This window comes from Agromyces kandeliae (genome assembly GCF_009674665.1).
GTDB lineage: Bacteria > Actinomycetota > Actinomycetes > Actinomycetales > Microbacteriaceae > Agromyces > Agromyces kandeliae.
Genome location: NZ_WKJD01000016.1, coordinates 468,973 through 484,536 on the forward strand (window position 1 = coordinate 468,973; position 15,564 = coordinate 484,536).

General features: G+C 72.3%; 16 protein-coding genes. 4 read left to right on the forward strand and 12 right to left on the reverse strand.

Annotated features, from left to right (window positions below):
• Positions 1 to 15: 15 nt before the first annotated feature.
• Both GJR97_RS12420 and GJR97_RS12425 read right to left on the reverse strand, forming a co-directional pair.
• Positions 16 to 2,058 carry a primary-amine oxidase gene (locus GJR97_RS12420; protein WP_154346821.1) on the reverse strand — a complete coding sequence of 681 codons (2,043 nt, stop codon included), beginning with the start codon at positions 2,056 to 2,058 and terminating at the stop codon, positions 16 to 18.
• A gap of 82 nt (positions 2,059 to 2,140) precedes the next feature.
• A complete protein-coding gene (locus GJR97_RS12425; RefSeq protein WP_154346823.1) occupies positions 2,141 to 3,622 on the reverse strand; it encodes an APC family permease in 1,482 nt (493 codons plus the stop codon).
• A gap of 256 nt (positions 3,623 to 3,878) precedes the next feature.
• On the opposite strand from GJR97_RS12425, the gene GJR97_RS12430 reads away from it, so the two are divergent.
• The gene (locus tag GJR97_RS12430) at positions 3,879 to 5,402 is read left to right on the forward strand and encodes an APC family permease (protein ID WP_154346825.1); all 1,524 of its coding nucleotides are present in this window, start codon (positions 3,879 to 3,881) and stop codon (positions 5,400 to 5,402) included.
• Positions 5,389 to 6,129 (forward strand): helix-turn-helix domain-containing protein, encoded by a 741-nt coding sequence (locus GJR97_RS12435; RefSeq protein WP_324613452.1) that lies wholly within the window; start codon positions 5,389 to 5,391, stop codon positions 6,127 to 6,129. The genes GJR97_RS12430 and GJR97_RS12435 overlap by 14 nt, the downstream gene beginning before the upstream one ends.
• Positions 6,130 to 6,157: 28 nt before the next feature.
• On the opposite strand, the gene GJR97_RS12440 is transcribed toward GJR97_RS12435, so the two are convergent.
• The 8 genes from GJR97_RS12440 to gap form a co-directional block, all read right to left on the reverse strand.
• Positions 6,158 to 7,501 (reverse strand): type I glutamate--ammonia ligase, encoded by a 1,344-nt coding sequence (locus GJR97_RS12440; RefSeq protein ID WP_195760695.1) that lies wholly within the window; start codon positions 7,499 to 7,501, stop codon positions 6,158 to 6,160.
• Between the two features lie 125 nt (positions 7,502 to 7,626).
• Complete coding sequence (locus GJR97_RS17910; RefSeq protein WP_195760696.1) at positions 7,627 to 7,827, reverse strand: hypothetical protein; 201 nt, start codon at positions 7,825 to 7,827, stop codon at positions 7,627 to 7,629.
• Positions 7,828 to 8,070: 243 nt separating this feature from the next.
• Positions 8,071 to 8,721: an NADPH-dependent F420 reductase gene (locus GJR97_RS12445; protein ID WP_154346828.1), complete on the reverse strand. Its 651-nt coding sequence runs from the start codon at positions 8,719 to 8,721 to the stop codon at positions 8,071 to 8,073.
• Between the two features lie 61 nt (positions 8,722 to 8,782).
• On the reverse strand, positions 8,783 to 9,139 hold the full coding sequence (locus tag GJR97_RS12450) for a hypothetical protein (protein ID WP_154346830.1): 357 nt from the start codon (positions 9,137 to 9,139) through the stop codon (positions 8,783 to 8,785).
• 149 nt (positions 9,140 to 9,288) lie between these two features.
• Positions 9,289 to 9,843, reverse strand: coding sequence for a dihydrofolate reductase family protein (locus GJR97_RS12455; protein ID WP_154346832.1), 555 nt, complete (start codon positions 9,841 to 9,843; stop codon positions 9,289 to 9,291).
• Positions 9,844 to 9,980: 137 nt separating this feature from the next.
• Positions 9,981 to 10,406, reverse strand: a complete 426-nt coding sequence (gene panD, locus GJR97_RS12460) for an aspartate 1-decarboxylase (RefSeq protein WP_154346834.1) — start codon at positions 10,404 to 10,406, stop codon at positions 9,981 to 9,983.
• A gap of 87 nt (positions 10,407 to 10,493) precedes the next feature.
• Positions 10,494 to 11,588 carry a fatty acid desaturase family protein gene (locus GJR97_RS12465; protein ID WP_154346836.1) on the reverse strand — a complete coding sequence of 365 codons (1,095 nt, stop codon included), beginning with the start codon at positions 11,586 to 11,588 and terminating at the stop codon, positions 10,494 to 10,496.
• Between the two features lie 304 nt (positions 11,589 to 11,892).
• Positions 11,893 to 12,891: a type I glyceraldehyde-3-phosphate dehydrogenase gene (gene gap / locus GJR97_RS12470; RefSeq protein ID WP_154346838.1), complete on the reverse strand. Its 999-nt coding sequence runs from the start codon at positions 12,889 to 12,891 to the stop codon at positions 11,893 to 11,895.
• 163 nt (positions 12,892 to 13,054) lie between these two features.
• On the opposite strand from gap, the gene GJR97_RS12475 reads away from it, so the two are divergent.
• A complete protein-coding gene (locus GJR97_RS12475; protein WP_195760697.1) occupies positions 13,055 to 13,618 on the forward strand; it encodes a VanZ family protein in 564 nt (187 codons plus the stop codon).
• 29 nt (positions 13,619 to 13,647) lie between these two features.
• Here the strand turns inward: GJR97_RS12475 and GJR97_RS12480 are convergent, their stop codons facing one another.
• Entirely contained in the window at positions 13,648 to 14,595 is a 948-nt protein-coding gene (locus GJR97_RS12480; protein WP_154346842.1) for a GlxA family transcriptional regulator, read from the reverse strand.
• A gap of 120 nt (positions 14,596 to 14,715) precedes the next feature.
• On the opposite strand from GJR97_RS12480, the gene GJR97_RS12485 reads away from it, so the two are divergent.
• A complete protein-coding gene (locus GJR97_RS12485; protein WP_154346843.1) occupies positions 14,716 to 14,931 on the forward strand; it encodes a hypothetical protein in 216 nt (71 codons plus the stop codon).
• Here the strand turns inward: GJR97_RS12485 and GJR97_RS12490 are convergent.
• Entirely contained in the window at positions 14,879 to 15,562 is a 684-nt protein-coding gene (locus tag GJR97_RS12490) for a TetR/AcrR family transcriptional regulator (protein WP_154346845.1), read from the reverse strand. The two genes, GJR97_RS12485 and GJR97_RS12490, sit on opposite strands and share 53 nt — an antisense overlap.
• Positions 15,563 to 15,564: the final 2 nt, after the last annotated feature.

A 15,564-nucleotide genomic window follows, 5' to 3' on the forward strand; every position in this document is an offset into this window, starting at 1 on the left:
TCATCCGATCCGGGCTCAGTGACCGCAGCTGCACGCCGCGCCGGCGTCGCCCGCGCAGTGCGCGCAGCCGGCGTGACCGTGCGCGTCGCCGTGCGCCGACCCCGTCGCGTGCGATCCGGTGCCGTGCGCGGTCGTCGCCGGCACGTTCAGCGCGGGGTTGCGGTCGAAGAAGCCGTACGGCTTCAGCGTGAACTTCGCGTGGTCGACCGGCATGACGGGCCAGTCCTCCGGGCGCGGGAAGTGCGTCGGGCCGAAGGTGTGCCAGAGCACGATGTCCTCGCCGTCGACCGAGCGGTCGCCCGCGCGGTACTTCGCGAGGCCGTCGCCGCCCGGGTTCTGGTGGACGAAGTCGCCCGCGGCGTAGCGCTCGGCCGGGTCGTACTGCGTGACGAAGAGGTGCTTCGTCGCGAACTCGGCGCGCTCCGCGATGGACGACGACGGGTCGGCGAGCAGCGTCGGCGTCTGCGACGGGTGCAGCACGTAGCCGGTCGGCTGGCCGAGCCGGTTGGTGCGCTCGGTGTTGACGATGTGCCAGGCGCGACCGACCGAGGCATCCGCCTCGCGGGCGGCATCCGCCTCGGTCGCCAGCCGCGTCCGCGAGAACGTGAAGCCGTTGCCGTGCTCGTTCCCGGGTCCGATCGGCACGCGCACCGCATCGACCTCGTCGACCGCGTTCGCCAGGCCGTCCACCATCATGTCGAGGCGGAAGTTGAACAGGTGCTGGTGGTTCGGCGCCCCGAGGCCCGGCGCGACCTGCGTCGCGTACGGGTACCCCTCCTCCGGGTAGGCCGACGAGAAGAGGATGCCGGTGAGCTTCGCCTCGCACTCGATCGTGCCGTCGAGGTAGAGGTACCAGTAGAAGCCGTAGTCGTAGTTGCCGACGGTCGTGAAGAAGCTGATCACGAGCCGGCGGGCGCGGCGCACCTCGTCGGACCCGGTGAACATGTCGCTGTGCTTCCACAGCGTGCCGTAGTCCTCCTCGTGCATGCAGATGCCGTTCTCGATGGTCGTCGGCTGCCCGAGCTCGTCGGCGAACGTCGCGTCGAAGTACTTGATCTCGCCGAGGCAGTCGCAGCCGAGCTTCAGCGAGTTGGTGAACCGGCCGAAGAGGTACTCGCCCGTGTCGAAGTAGTTCTGCCAGAAGCGCGACGCCGACGGGTCGCCGTACGGCACGAGCATCTCCGAGACGCTCGCGCGGTAGATCACCGAGCGCTCCTCCTCGCCGTCGACGATGCGCAGGCGACGCAGGATGAGGCCCTCGCGCGGGTCGAAGCCGATCTGGAAGCGCCAGTTCGCCCACGAGACCTCGTCGCCGTCGACCTCGAAGCTCGGGCCGGCGGGCTGGGTGATCACGAGCGGCTTCAGCGACGCCAGCGGCGGCCCCTGCAGCGCGGGGTCGTCGAAGTTGCCGTGCTCCTCGGGCACCGGCAGGAGCGCGTCGTCGACGAGGCGCGTGATCTTCCGCGCGATGACGTCGACGTACGCCGCGAGGCCGTCGACCGGGTGCGCCCACGGGTGGTCCTGCGGCCCGTCCTGGCGGAAGGCGAACACGCGCAGCATCCGCGTGCCCTCCTCCTCCTCGTAGCCGTAGTGGCCGGCCGACAGCGGCACGCACACGACCCGGTCGTGCGTCACGCCGCGCTTGGCGAGCGCCGCGTGCCAGCGCGGGTCCTCGGCGACGATGTCGCCGACCATCTCGAACTCCTCGACGAGGATCGGCAGCTGCCCCTCGGAGCCGTCGAGCACGGCGGTGCTCCGCACCGCGCCGTCGGTGAGCGAGACGAGCACGTCGAGCGAGCGCCCGTCGGCGAGGTCGAGCAGCATGACGCGCGCGCGGCGCTCGGGCAGCGGGCCGCCCGCCTGCCAGTCGAGCACCTCGAGCTTGTGCGGCTCGTCGAGCCCGACGTAGGCGAAGCGGACGGATGCCGCGAGCGCGAGCTCCGCGACGAGCAGGTCGCGCACGGCCGTGATCTCGGCGGCGGTGAGGTCGCTCAGGGGGTGCGGCAGGCCCGCCGCGGCCGGCGAGGTCTCGCCGAGGGTGAGGTCGGTGATGGTCATGGGTGGTGCTCCTTCTGGTGCCGGGGGCGGATGCCGCGGGACCCGGGTGTGAGCACGGGCCCCGCGGCGGTCTTCGAATGGGTCAGGCGCTGATCGCCTCGGTGATGCGCTGGTAGGTCTCGGGGCTGGTGCGCCGGAGGTACAGCGCCTGCAGGTAGCCGAAGACGGGCAGCGCGACGATGACCGCGAGGCAGATCCAGCTGACGGCGCCGAAGACCGGGTTGCCCGCGGCATCCACGTCGCTGACCATGAACGGGAAGTAGGCGACGATCACGGCCGCCGAGAAGACCAGCCCGATGAGGCCGAGGATCGGCGCGACGACCGTGTTCCACGGGCGGGTGTCGGCCTTCGTCCGCACGAAGTAGGCGATGATCGCGATGCTCGTGATCGACATGAGCACGATGATGCCGAGCGTCGCGATGCCCGCGAGCCAGGTGAAGACCTGGGCGACGGGGTCCATGCCGAGCAGGGCGAACGCGGCGATCGCGACGGCGGCGGTCGCGGTCTGCACGAGCGACGACGTGTGCGGCGACAGGTGCTTGTGGTGCACCTTGCCGAGGCTCGCGGGCAGCACGCCCGCGTTGCTCATCGAGAGCTGGTAGCGCGAGACGACGTTGTGGAACGAGAGCACGCAGGCGAACATGCCGGTGATGATGAGCACGTTGATCGCGATCTCGCCGACCGGGCCGAGGTAGGCGAGCGCCGTCGCGATGACGAGCCCGCCGGGGTCGTTCGTCGCGGCCTCGACGACGCCGGAGGGACCCCACGCCATGACGACGCCCCAGCTGACGAACGTGTAGAACAGCGCGATGCCGATGACGGCGATGTACGTGGCCTTCGGGATGGTGCGGTTCGGGTCGCGCGCCTCGTCGCGGAAGATCGCGGTCGCCTCGAAGCCGATGAACGCGGCGACGGCGAACATGAGGCCGACGCCCGGTGCGCCGGAGACGATCTCGCTCGGCACGAAGGTCTCGAGCGAGAGCCCCTCGGCGCCGCCCTTGAGCACGACGGCGATGGTCATGACGACCGCGATGCCCACCTCGAGCACGAGCAGCACGGCGAGCACCTTCGAGCTCAGGTCGATGTGGCGGTAGCCGAGCACGCCGACGAGCGCGATCACGGCGAGCGCCCAGAGCCACCACGGCAGGTCGGGACCCCCGAGGCCGGCGACCGAGACGCCGATGATGTAGCCGACGTAGCCGTGCACGGCGACCTGCACGGTCGTGTACGTGAGCCACGCGAGGTAGGCGGTGGCCAGGCCCATCGGGCGGCCGAGGCCGTAGCCGGCGTAGGTGAAGAACGCACCGGGCTTCGGCACGTGGCGGGTCATGGCGACGAAGCCGACGGAGAAGAGCAGCATCACGACGCCGGCGAACACGAACAGCGACGGGAAGCCGACGCCGTTGCCGAAGGCGATGCCGAGCGGCACGGAGCCGCCGACGACGGTGAGCGGCGATGCGGCCGCGACGACCATGAAGACGATGGCGGTGACGCCGAGCGAGCCGCTGAGGGTGCGCGGCGCCCGGGTCTCGGCGGGTGCGGCCGAGTCCTGCTGGGTGGTCATGTCGATCCCTTTCGACGAGAGCGGGGGTGGGGCGGATGCCGCACAGCCTCTCGGACGCGTGTTGCGTCGATGTCGGGCGCCGGTAACGCTTCCGGCGCCGCAAGTGAGACGCCGAGTGCGACGCCGTCTCATTCGGGCGTCATCGGCCCGAAACATCGGGAACGCAGGCGGGAAACGGATGCCGCCTAGGCTCGCGTGACCCGCCCCCGCGCGATCAGCACGCCAGCACGCCCGCACCACCCCGAGGAGCCCGCCGATGTCCGCCCTGGAACGCGCGATCGCGAACCCCGAACCCGTTCCGGGCCTCGACGCCGAGTCCCCGGTCGCGGGCCTCGCCCGCCGCAGCGTCGGCGGCATCGAGGTGCTCGCCCAGTCGGTCTCGGCCGTCGCCCCCGCGGGCGCGGCGCTCACCATCCCCGCGATCATCGCCGCGGTCACCGGCTCGGCGTCGCTGCTGCCGATGCTCGTCGCGGCGGGCGTCACGCTGCTCGTGGCATCCACCATCACGCAGTTCAGCCGCCGCATGGCCGCCCCCGGCGGCGTCTCGGCGTACATCGCCCGCGGGCTGGGTTCGACCGCGGCGCTCATCGGCGGCGTCGCGCAGCTGATCGGCTACGGGTTCGTGGCGATGTTCGCCCTCGCGGGCACGGTGTACACGACCCTGTCGCTCGCCGACTTCGTCGCGCCCTCGGGCGTGGCATCGGACGTGGCGACCGGCGGCTGGGCGGTCACGCTCATGGTGCTGTTCGGCGCGCTCGCGCTGTGGATCCTCGTGCGCGGCATCCGCCGCTCCGCCCGTGTGACGCTCGTCGTCGAGGTCGTGTCGGTCGGCGCGATCGCCCTGCTCACGGTGGCGTTCCTCGTCGTGCTCTGGGCGACGGATGCCCCGCGGATGGCGAACCGCACGTTCGCGGTGTTCGATCCGACCGGCATCGACGGGCCCGAGCTGCTCGTCGCGACCGCGCTGGCGATGACCGCCCTCGTCGGCTTCGAGAGCGCGTCGACGCTCGGCGGCGAGGCGAAGCGGCCGCTGCTCGCGATCCCGCGCGCGATCGTCTGGACCGTGTTCGTCTCGGCGGGCCTCTACCTGCTCACCGGGTACGCGCAGCTGGCCGGCGGCGACGCCGCCGACCTGCGCGGCGGCGACGGCTTCTTCCCGGTCGACGGCCTGACCGCGGGCCTCGGGATGCCGTGGCTCGGCGCCGTGCTCGAACTCTCGATCGCCGCGTCGCTGTTCGCGTGCCTCATCGCCTCGGCGACCGCGATGACCCGCGTGCTCTTCGCACTCTCCCGCGAGGGCCTGCTGCCACGCGCGCTCGGCCGTACGAGGCGCCGGTCTGGCACGCCCGTCGCGGCCGTCGCGCTCACGATGCTGCTCGTCACGGCAGTGCCGGCCGTGTCGGTGCTGCTCGGCGCGCAGATCTGGCCGACCATGCAGTGGCTGCTGCTCGGCGCCGCGACCGGCTACCTCGTCGCCTACTTCCTCGCGTGCGTCGCGGCGCCCGTGTTCCTCTGGCGCATCGGCGAGTCGGGCTGGCGCTCGACGCTGGTCGCCGCGGCCGGGGCGATCGCCGTGGTCGTGATCCTCGTCGCCTACCTCGCCGTCGAGTGGACGGGCGCGCGCGCCGTCGCCGCCTGGGTCATCGTCGGCGTGCTCGGCGTCACCGTGCTGCTCGCCGCCTGGCGCGCGGCGTTCGCACTGCGGCATCCGCGCATCCGGGGCGTGTACGACGTGCCCACGATCGCCGACGTGTGGGGCGGCCGCCGTGGCGGCGCCTGACGAGCGATCGGATGCCGCGGCATCCGTCGCCCATGCACCGGGCGGGTCGCCCGGACCGGCGGGTGCGCCCGCGAAAGGCGCCGCGGTCGGCGGCGTCGAGCTGCGCGCGCGCCAGCCGAAGGCGATCCAGCACGCCCTCCACGTGCTCGAGGAGGTCGCCCGCATCGGACCCGGCGTGACCGCGCAGCAGGTGTCGCGGAGCCTCGGGATGCCGAGGGCCACCGCCTACCGCCTGCTCAACCTGCTCGTGCAGGAGGAGTACCTCGTGCGCCTGCCCGACCTGTCGGGCTTCGCGCTCGGCAGCAAGGTCACCCAGCTCGCGACGCTCGTGCCCACCCCGCCGCCCCCGCGCGCCGTGCGCCGGGTCGTCGAGGAGCTCCGCGGCAGCGTGCGCGCCGGCGTGCATCTCGTCCGCTACGACGGCGGCATCCTCCACATCGTCGACGCCGACCCCGACTTCCCGTTCAGCGACGAGGTGCGCATCTCGCGCGACCCGCACGTCTCCGCCCTCGGGGCGCTCCTCCTCGACCCATCGCGCGACCACGCCCGCATGGACTCCCCCATCGACCGCGGACGCGCGTGCCTCGCCGTGCCCATCCGCGACGACCGCGGCACGCTCGTCGCCGGCCTCGCCCTCGCCTCGACGCCGGCCCGCCTCGCCGACCCCGGCCCGGCGCGCGCGACCCTCGTCGACGCGGCCGCGCGCCTGGAGCCGCTGCTGGCGTGAGGCCGCGACGCGGCGGCGGCGACCGCGCTCAGTACTTCCAGCGCACGAGCTCGGCGACGTCCTCCGGCACGTGCTCGCCGTACGCCTCCCACTCGTGCTGGCGCGTCGCGACGTACGCGTCGACGAGCACGTCGCCGAAGACGCCGCGGTAGAACTCGCTCGACTCGAGGCGGTGCAGCGCCGAGCCGAGGTCGGCGGGCAGCGGGCGGATGCCGGCGGATCGCCGCTGCGCGGCCGTGAGGGTCGAGGGGTCGACGCGCACGGGCCTCGGGGGCGTCGCGTCGCGCGTCACCCCGTCGACCGCGGCCGAGATGATCGCGGCGGTCGCGAGGTACGGGTTGGCCGCGCCGTCCACGGGCTTGACCTCGATGTTCGACTGCTCGGCGCCCATGCCCGCCTGGCCGGGCACGAAGCGGATCGCCGCCTCGCGGTTGCCCGCACCCCAGCAGACGTCGGCGCCCGCCCAGGCGTGCGGGCGCAGCCGGTGGAACGAGAGCACGCTGCCGCCGAGCAGTGCCACGCCCTCCTCGAGGCGGTCGAGGATGCCGGCGATCATGTTCGCGCCGACGGGCGTGACGCCGAGCTTGGCCTTCGGGTCGGCGAAGACGTTGCGCCCGTCGCGTCGCGCCGACACGTGCACGTGGCATCCGTTCGTCGAACCGCCCACGATCGGCACCGGAGCGAACGACACCATGAGCCCCTGCTTGTGGGCGACGCGAGTCAGCACGACGCGGGCCAGGGCGAGGTCGTCGACGGCGGCGAGCGGGTCGCGCGGCGCGAACGCGAACTCGAGCTGGCCGGTGCCGAACTCGGGGTGCATCTGGTCGACCGGCACGCCGGCCACGTCGAGCGCCTCGAGCGCCGCGAAGGCGAACGCCTCGAGCTCGAGCAGCGCGCGCGTCGAGTACGCCGGGCCGGTCGTGGCCGGCACGGGCGGCTCGCCCTCGACGGGCGACGGGCGGAACACGGTGCACTCGAGCTCGAACCCGACGAGGAAGGTCAGCCGGGCGTCCTCGGCGTCGTCGACCACGCGGCGCAGCGCGGTGCGCTGGCACGTGGGGTGCGGCGACCCGTCGAGCGAGAACAGGTCGGCGGGGGCCCATGCGAGCCGCGCCTCGCGGTCGAGCATGGCCATCGACGACGTGTCGGCGATGCCCCGCAGGTCGCCCACGACGGGGTCGACGTCGGGGATGGCGTTCAGGTGGTCGTCGACCGAGAACAGCACGCCGACGCTGTTCGAGATCGTGACGCCGTGCGTGCTCGCCGACAGCAGCTTCCGGTGCGGCAGCACCTTCACGCGCGAGATGCCGGCGTTGTCGACATGGCACACGAGCAGGGCGCGGATGTCGTCGAAGCGCACGGATCGGTTCATGCCGGGTCTCCTCCCAGCCGGGGTCCCGGTCGGGGGAGGTCGGGCCCGGCGCTCGGGATCAGTATGCACCCGGCGCGTTTCGCGCGGTTTTCGCGTGCGGGGCGTTCCGACGGCGGTCGCCGGCGTCAGGCTCCGGCCGGCGCTGCGGCGGGCATGCCCTTCAGGTCGGAGTAACGCTGTGCGTGGACCTGCGCCAGGTCGATCGCGCCCGTCATCAACGCCTCGGCGCATTCGCGCGCCGCCTCGTCGAGCTCGAGCTGTCGGCTGGTTCCCTCTGCGCTGGCCTGCAGGGCGCGCTTCAGGCGGTCCCGGTCTTCGTAGATCATGGTCTCCTCTTCTCGGTCCTCGGAGCGATCATGACGTCGTCGTCAACCGGTGCAGAGGAAGATACCGCGTCGCGGCCCCACCGCAAAGCAGAATGTGAACGTTTCGTCATCACGGTCCGCTCACGTCGCCACCCCGTCCGGTTCGACGGTCGTCGGCGGCGGCCCGCGTCACGACAGGCGTTGCGGGTGCCGCGAGACGTGCACCCGCAACGCCTGTCCGGTCACGCAGCGCGAGACCTGCGGTCAGGCCGCCGCGGGGCCGCGCTCGGCACGGGCGAGGTTCGCCACGAGCTCATCCCGCGTCTGCGGCACGACGTAGGCCGGCTGGTCTCGCTCGACGCGCCAACTCTCCGCGAGCGGGCCGACGTTCACCGTGTCGAAGCCGAACTGGTCGTACAGGCGCTCGACGGTGGTGGCGGCATCCTCGAAGTCGCTCGAGGTCGCGAGCGCGCGACGACCGGGCGTTCCGGCCGGGACGCCATCCGTCGTGATGTCCCTCGCCACGATGTGGTTGAAGCCCTTCGCGACGCGGCTCTCCGGCAGGTGCGCCTGCAGCAGGCCCGAGACCGTCGCATGCCCCTCGTCGAGCGCCGGCACGCGGCCGTCGCGCTCCCAGTAGTAGTTGTTCGTGTCGATCACGACCTTGCCGGCGAGCGGCTCGACGGGGATCGACGCGTACGCCCTGAACGGCACCGTCACGACGACGATGTCGCCCGCCGCGCCGGCCTCGGCCGCGGTCGCGGCCCTGGCGCCCGGGCCGAGGTCCTCGATGAGGTCCGAGAGGGCCTCCGGGCCCCGGGAGTTCGCGATGACGACCTCGTAGCCGTTCGCGAGGGCCGCCCGGGCGACCTGGCTGCCGATGTGTCCTGCTCCGATGATTCCGAGAGTGGTCATGGTGACGCCAACGGATGCCTCGGGCGGCGTGTTCCCGGAACCGGCGATGCCCAGCGCGTGCTCAGGCGGCCCCGAGCGCCCACGACCCCGCGATGAGGATCAGGAACGCGGCGGCGATCGTGAGCAGGATCGACACGACGGCGATCCCGACGATCGTCGCGACCAGCCCGAGCAACCGTGCGGCGAGACCGCCGCCGACGGGCTCATCCCAGTAGAGCCGCCAGTGGCTGCTGGCCCTGAGCATCAGCCCGGACAGCGCGAACGGTCCGGCCATCGCGAGGCCGATCCAGGCCGGGCCTCCCGCCGAGACGTCGACGCTGAACCACGCGGGGAACGCGAAGCCGAGCGCGGGGCGCGTCACCGCGAGAAGCACGGGGAGGCAGACGGCGAAGAGCGCGAGCGAGATCGGAAGCTGCACGTGCCCGGCCCACCACACGCCGCGGGCGAAACGCGTGTGGGAAGCTGGCGGGCGTCGGCGCCACCACCGTGTTCGGCTCCGGGTTTCGGGCGCGGCAGCATCGGAGGGGTCGGACACGGAATCCGAATCGGGCCGGGGCATCCGCGTGCTCAGCGCACCACGTCGAAGACGTTCTTGACGACGCCGTTCGAGTAGGCCTCGTGCTCGACGAGCTTCAGCGTGCCCTGCTCGTTGCCGTCGAAGAGGCGCTTGCCCTCGCCCAGGGCGACGGGGAACACGAGCAGGTGGTAGCGGTCGACGAGCCCGGCGGCGGCGAGGCCCTGGGCGAGCGTGGCGCTGCCGTGCACGATGATCGGGTCGCCCTCGCCCTCCTTGAGCGCGACGACCTCGTCGAGCGAACGCAGCACGGTAGTTCCCTCCCACGCCGGGTCGGTGAGGGTCGACGAGACGACGTACTTCGGCATCGCGTTGTACTGCGGGAACTCCTCGGTCATCGTCGGCCAGATCGGTGCGAACTCGTCGTAGCTGACGCGACCCATGAGCATCGCGCCCGCCTCGAGCTGCTCGCGGCCCTTGATCTCGTAGGCCTCCTCGACGAAGGGGACTTCCTTGAAGGTCCAGCCCGCACGCGGGTGGTCCCCGCCTCCGGGCGAGTCGATGATGCCGTCGAGGGTGATGAACTCGGTCACGATGAGGGTGCGCATGGGTCGTCCTTTGCTCGGTTCGGGCGAGGCGGGGTGCCTCTCATTCTGGACGTCGAACGAGCGGGGGTGCGATCGACATGGCGAGGGAGATCCGTCGAGATCGGCTCCGGGGGGGCGGATGCCGCGACCCGCGTCGCTCAGCCTGCGAGCGCGTGCGGCGGCGTCGCGAGCCCCTCGACGACCGCCTCGGCCGGGTCGGCGCCGAGTTCGACGATGCGGTTGGCGGCGTCGACGTGCACGATGCGCGGCGCGAACCCCGCGGCATCCGTCGAGGCCACCGAGGCCCACGAGATGACGATGACCAAGTCGCCGGCGGCGGCGAGGCGCGCGGCCGCACCGTTCACGCCGATGACCCCGGAACCGCGCTCGCCCGCGATCACGTACGTCTCGAAGCGGTCGCCCGTGTTGATGTTCACGACCGAGACGAGCTCGCCCGGCAGGAGGTCGGCAGCGTCGAGCAGGTCGACGTCGACGGTCAGCGAGCCGACGTAGTGCAGGTCGGCGTGGGTCACCGTCGCGCGGTGGATCTTGGACTTCAGCATCGTGCGGTGGAATTCGGCCATCCTCCGATCCTGCACCGCACGGCGCCGCGAAGCCGGACCACGGCGTCACGGCACTACGCCGGGCCGGCGGCACGACGCCGCCGATCGTCAGGCCGTGAGGCTCGCGCGCTGCTCGACCAGCGGGCAGACGAACGGGTCGCGCTCGCCGAGTCCGACCCGGTTGATGTAGCGGAGGACGATGCCGTAGCTCTGCCACAGGCCCGTGACGGTGTACCGGACGCCGCGCTCGCGGCAGTAGTCGGCGATGATCGCGGCCGCCTCGCGGAGGTGGGGGCGGGGCATCGATGGGAACAGGTGGTGCTCGACCTGGTAGTTCAGGCCGCCCATGACGACGTCGAGGAATCGATTGCCGCGGATGTTGCGGCTCATGAGCACCTGCCGGCGGAGGAAGTCGAGCTTCATGCCCTTGGGCACGAGCGGCATGCCCTTGTGGTTCGGCGCGAACGACATGCCCATGTAGACGCCGAACACGCCGAGCTCCACCGCGAGGAACGCGACGGCCACGCCCGGCGAGAGCACCAGGAAGACGAGGGCGACGAACCCGACGATCCGCACCGCGAGGAACGCGATCTCGACGGGCCGACGCGCGACGCGCTCGCGGACCAGCACCCGCCGCACGCTCGACGCGTGCAGCGACAGCCCTTCGAGCAGCAGGATCGGGAAGAAGAACACGCCCTGGTGCGACATGATCCAGCGCATCACGCGCGTCTTGGCGCGCGCGGCCCGGTCGGGCGTGACCGCGACCACGGGAAGCTCGATGTCGGGGTCGGCGCCGATCTGGTTCGGCGTCGCATGGTGGCGGGTGTGCTTGTGCTGCCACCAGCCGTAGCTCATGCCGATGAACAGGTCGCCGACGATCAGGCTGATCCAGTCGTTCCAGCGCCCGGAGCGGAAGATCTGCCGGTGCGCGGCATCGTGACCGAGGAACGCCGTCTGCGTGAACAGCACGGCGAACCCGACGGCGGTGAAGAGCTGCCACCACGTGTCGCCGATCCAGATGAAGATCGCGATCGCCGCGGCGAAGGCCAACGGCACCGAGACGAGCTTCGTCCAGTAGTAGCCGTAGCGGCGACGCATGAGTCCCGCGTCCCTGACACGTCGCGCGAGATCGGTGAAGTCGCTGTTGCTCCGGGCCGGACGCGTGCCGCCGGGCGTCGTCGCGACCTCGATGATTCCGGTCATGACGACCTGCTTCCCCGCACGGCGTCGTGCGTGAGCGGAATCGAGGTCGGTGTCTCCGGCCGGCGCGAGCCCGCCTCACCTCAGGCTAGGTCCGCGATCGGCCGCCGGCGGTGATCCTCGACGTTCTCCCAGCACGTCGACACCCCGTGCCCAGCCCGGCGACCGCACGACGGGTGCCGCACCCGACGCGACGCCGCGCCCGGAGACGCGGATCGCGCCGGCGGGGGCTCCACTCCCCCGCCGACGCGATGTCGGGGCCGGTCGGCCCGGGTACCGCCCCCCGAGCCGACCGGAGTCGGTGCGATCAGGCCGCGGCGAGCAGCCCGAGCGAGTCGATGACGCGGTTCGAGAAGCCCCACTCGTTGTCGTACCAGGCGACGACCTTGACGTGCTTGCCGTCGACGCGGGTCAGCTCGGCGTCGAAGATCGACGAGTGCGGGTTGCCGACGATGTCGCTCGAGACGAGCGGCTCCTCGGAGTACTCGAGCACGCCCTTCAGGGGGCCCTCGGCGGCGGCGCGGTAGGCGGCGAGCACCTCGTCGCGGGTGACGTCCTTCGACACGGTCGCGTTGAGCTCGACGATCGAACCGACCGGCACGGGCACGCGCATCGAGTCGCCGTTGAGCTTGCCGTCGAGGGCGGGCAGGACGAGGCCGATCGCCTTCGCGGCACCGGTCGAGCTCGGGACGATGTTCTCGGCGGCGGCGCGGGAGCGGCGCGCGTCGGAGTGCGGGGCGTCCTGGAGGTTCTGGTCCTGCGTGTACGCGTGGATCGTGGTCATGAAGCCGTGCTCGATGCCGGCGAGGTCGTCGAGGACCTTCGCGAGCGGCGCGAGCGCGTTGGTGGTGCACGACGCGTTCGAGACGATCGTGTGCGACGCGGGGTCGTAGGCGTCCGTGTTCACGCCGTAGGCGAGCGTGACGTCCGCGCCCTTCGACGGGGCGCTGACGAGCACCTTCTTCGCGCCGGCCTCGAGGTGCGCCTTCGCGGCCTCGGCGTCGGTGAACCGGCCGGTCGACTCGAGCACGATGTCGACGCCGAGCTCGCCCCAGGGCAGCTTCGCGGGGTCGCGCTCGGCGAGCACCTTCACGCGGTGGCCGTCGATGACGAGGACGTCGCCGTCCACCTCGACGGAGCGCCCGAAGCGGCCGCCGACGGTGTCGTACTTCAGCAGGCGGGCGAGCGCGGCGGGCTCGGTGAGGTCGTTCACGGCGACCAGTTCGAAGTCGGCGTCGCGCTCGATGAGCGCGCGGACGACGTTGCGGCCGATGCGGCCGAATCCGTTGACGGCGATGCGGGTCATGACGTCAGGGGTCCTTTCCTCTGTTGCGTGTCCAGCATGATGGTGGGACGGATGCCGCGGCAGTGGCTTGAGCGACAGCATGCGAAAGGATCTCGCCAAGGGATCGATCGGGCTCCCACCCGACGCACAGGAGGGACAAAGGTTGGCTCGCGACGATCGGGGAATGCGCCCCTCACGAACCGCCGCCGTGCTGCTCTTCGCGTACGCCGTCGTCATGATGTGGGTGACGCTCGGTCCGGCGCCCGGCGCCGTGTCGGGCAACCAGGCCACGCGCGGGATCCTCGATCCGGGCATCTGGTTCGACTCCGACACCTGGACGATCGGCTCGCAGACCGAGTTCGAGCTCAACGTCCTGCTGTTCGTGCCGTTCGGCGCACTGCTCGCCTTCGCGCTCCGCGGGGCGCCCGCGATCGTGCCCGCCGTCATGAGCGCGGGGTTCGCGCTGCTCATCGAGGTCGCCCAGATCCCGATGGCCGACCGCATCTCCGACCCGCGCGACCTCGTCGCCAACTCGATGGGCGCCGTCATCGGCATCCTCATCGCGCGCATCTCCGACGCGATCGCGAGCATTCCGGCCGCGCTCAAGGCTCGACGGCGCGCCGCGTTCGCCCGCGAGGCGACGCGCACGTCGCCGCTGCAGACGACCCGTACTGCGACCGGCGGCATCCGCATCACCGCGGAGGACCGCGCGCGCCCCCGCGCGCCCGCGGACCGCAGCACACGCTGACCGGCGCGCGCGAGCCCTGACCAGCGGGCTCAGGCCGAGAACGTGTGCCGGTACTCGGTCGGCGAGGTGCCGAGGATCCGGTGGAAGTGCAGCCGGAGGTTCGCGCCGGTGCCGAGCCCGACCCGACCCGCGATCTGCTCGACGCCGAGGTCGGTGCGCTCGAGGAGCTCCCGCGCGAGGTCGATGCGTGCGCGCAGGATCCACTGCATCGGGGTGTAGCCCGTGTCCTCGACGAAGCGCCGCGAGAAGGTGCGCGGCGACACGTTCGCGTTCCGGGCGAGGTCGGCGAGCGTGAGCGGGTCCTGCACGTGCTCCATCGCCCACTGCCGCGTCGCGGCGAACACCTCGCCGAGCGGCTCCGGCAGCGCGCGCGGGACGTACTGCGCCTGGCCGCCGCTCCGGTAGGGCGCGGCGACGAGCCGGCGGGCCGCGTGGTTCGAGACCGCGACGCCGTGGTCGCGTCGGACGAGGTGCAGGCAGAGGTCGATGCCGGATGCCGCGCCGGCCGACGTCAGCACCTGCCCCTCGTCGACGAACAGCACGTTCTCGTCGACCTTGACGAGCGGATGCCGCGCCTGCAGCGCCCGCGTGTAGTGCCAGTGCGTCGTGGCCCGGCGCCCGTCGAGCAACCCGGTCGCGGCGAGCGCGAACGCGCCTGTCGAGATCGCGGCGAGCCGTGCGCCGCGCTCGTGCGCGGCGCGCAGCGCGTCGACGACCGCCGCGGGCGGGTCCTCGCGGTCGGGGTGCCGGTAGCCGGGGATGAAGATCGTCTGGGCCCACTCGAACGCCTCGAGCCCGTCGGCCACGTGGTACGAGAGCCCGTCGCCGCCGGTGACGGGCCCCGGCTGCGCGCCGCACACGCGGACCTCGTACGGCATGCTCGCGCGCGTCGTGAACGTCTGCGCCGGGATGCCGACGTCGAGCGGCTTCGCGCCCTCGAGGACGAGCACCGCGACCCGGTGATTCGACCGCGACATCACCCGCACCTCCCGAACGCGGGCCGCGCGATCTGCGCGTGCCCGCCGTGGCAAGGATGCCACCGATCGCAAGGATGTCGCAGCCCGCCGCCGTCGCACCCCGCGGCGCCCGCGCGTAGCGTGGGCGCATGCAGCACGGTCGCCCGCGAGTTCGCCCGCCTGACCGGTCAGCCCCTGACCGACACCGACGAGCCGCTGCGCGTCGCCGCGTTCGTCACCGGAAGCGGAATGAGCGACGGGCACGTGCTCCCGTCGTTCTGGGTGCGCACCGCCATCCCGATCCTCATCGACCGCTGGGCGGCGGTGCGATCGAGCCGGGCCACCACGACGGCATGAGCGTCGCCATCCTGGCAGCGGATGCCGCGGCATCCGTCTCGTCGCCCAGCGCCCACGTCTCGAGCGCACCGACGAGCCCGCCCGCGATGTACGCCGCGGCTTCGGCGATCGCGACGTCGTCGCGCGGGGCGCCGACCACGCCCTGCGCACGCCACACCTCGAGTGCCAGTCGCGCCCGATGCCGGAGCCTCGCGTCGAGCGCGGACCGGAACACGCCGCGGCTCGTGGAGCCGAAGAGCGCGCGATAGCCGGCGCGGTCCTCGGCGACGTGCTCGAGCACGGCCACCAGCGAGCCGAGGTAGCGCTCGGCGACGTGCTCGGGTGTCTCGGCATCGGGTTCGACGGCCACCGTGGTCAGCCGGTCGAGGTCCTGCGTGAAGACCGCGAGGGCGAACGCGTGCACGTTCGGCGCGTGCGCGTAGAACGTGGTGCGGTGCACGCCCGCCTCCCGGCAGAGCGCCGCGACCGAGATCGCGTCGAGCGGCTCGCGTTCGAGGAGCCGGAGCAGCGCAGCGGTGAGCGCGGCCCGCGTGCGGCGGTGCCGCGGGTCGTCGACGGGCGAGGCCGCGTCACGCGGTGCCGGCATCGTGGGGGCCGCGGCCGTCGGCGGCGGGGCGTCGGCGTCGCTCATGC

Excerpts from the sequence above, each read along its gene's own strand:
- GJR97_RS12430 (WP_154346825.1), top strand. The coding sequence starts at position 3,879 with ATGTCCGCCCTGGAACGCGCGATCGCGAACCCCGAACCCGTTCCGGGC.
- GJR97_RS12425 (WP_154346823.1), bottom strand. The coding sequence starts at position 3,622 with ATGACCACCCAGCAGGACTCGGCCGCACCCGCCGAGACCCGGGCGCCG.
- panD (WP_154346834.1), bottom strand. The coding sequence starts at position 10,406 with ATGGCCGAATTCCACCGCACGATGCTGAAGTCCAAGATCCACCGCGCG.
- GJR97_RS17910 (WP_195760696.1), bottom strand. The coding sequence starts at position 7,827 with ATGATCTACGAAGACCGGGACCGCCTGAAGCGCGCCCTGCAGGCCAGC.
- GJR97_RS12490 (WP_154346845.1), bottom strand. The coding sequence starts at position 15,562 with ATGAGCGACGCCGACGCCCCGCCGCCGACGGCCGCGGCCCCCACGATG.
- GJR97_RS12440 (WP_195760695.1), bottom strand. The coding sequence starts at position 7,501 with ATGAACCGATCCGTGCGCTTCGACGACATCCGCGCCCTGCTCGTGTGC.
- GJR97_RS12445 (WP_154346828.1), bottom strand. The coding sequence starts at position 8,721 with ATGACCACTCTCGGAATCATCGGAGCAGGACACATCGGCAGCCAGGTC.
- GJR97_RS12465 (WP_154346836.1), bottom strand. The coding sequence starts at position 11,588 with ATGACCGGAATCATCGAGGTCGCGACGACGCCCGGCGGCACGCGTCCG.
- gap (WP_154346838.1), bottom strand. The coding sequence starts at position 12,891 with ATGACCCGCATCGCCGTCAACGGATTCGGCCGCATCGGCCGCAACGTC.
- GJR97_RS12480 (WP_154346842.1), bottom strand. The coding sequence starts at position 14,595 with ATGTCGCGGTCGAATCACCGGGTCGCGGTGCTCGTCCTCGAGGGCGCG.
- GJR97_RS12475 (WP_195760697.1), top strand. The coding sequence starts at position 13,055 with ATGCGCCCCTCACGAACCGCCGCCGTGCTGCTCTTCGCGTACGCCGTC.
- GJR97_RS12455 (WP_154346832.1), bottom strand. The coding sequence starts at position 9,843 with ATGCGCACCCTCATCGTGACCGAGTTCATCACCCTCGACGGCATCATC.
- GJR97_RS12420 (WP_154346821.1), bottom strand. The coding sequence starts at position 2,058 with ATGACCATCACCGACCTCACCCTCGGCGAGACCTCGCCGGCCGCGGCG.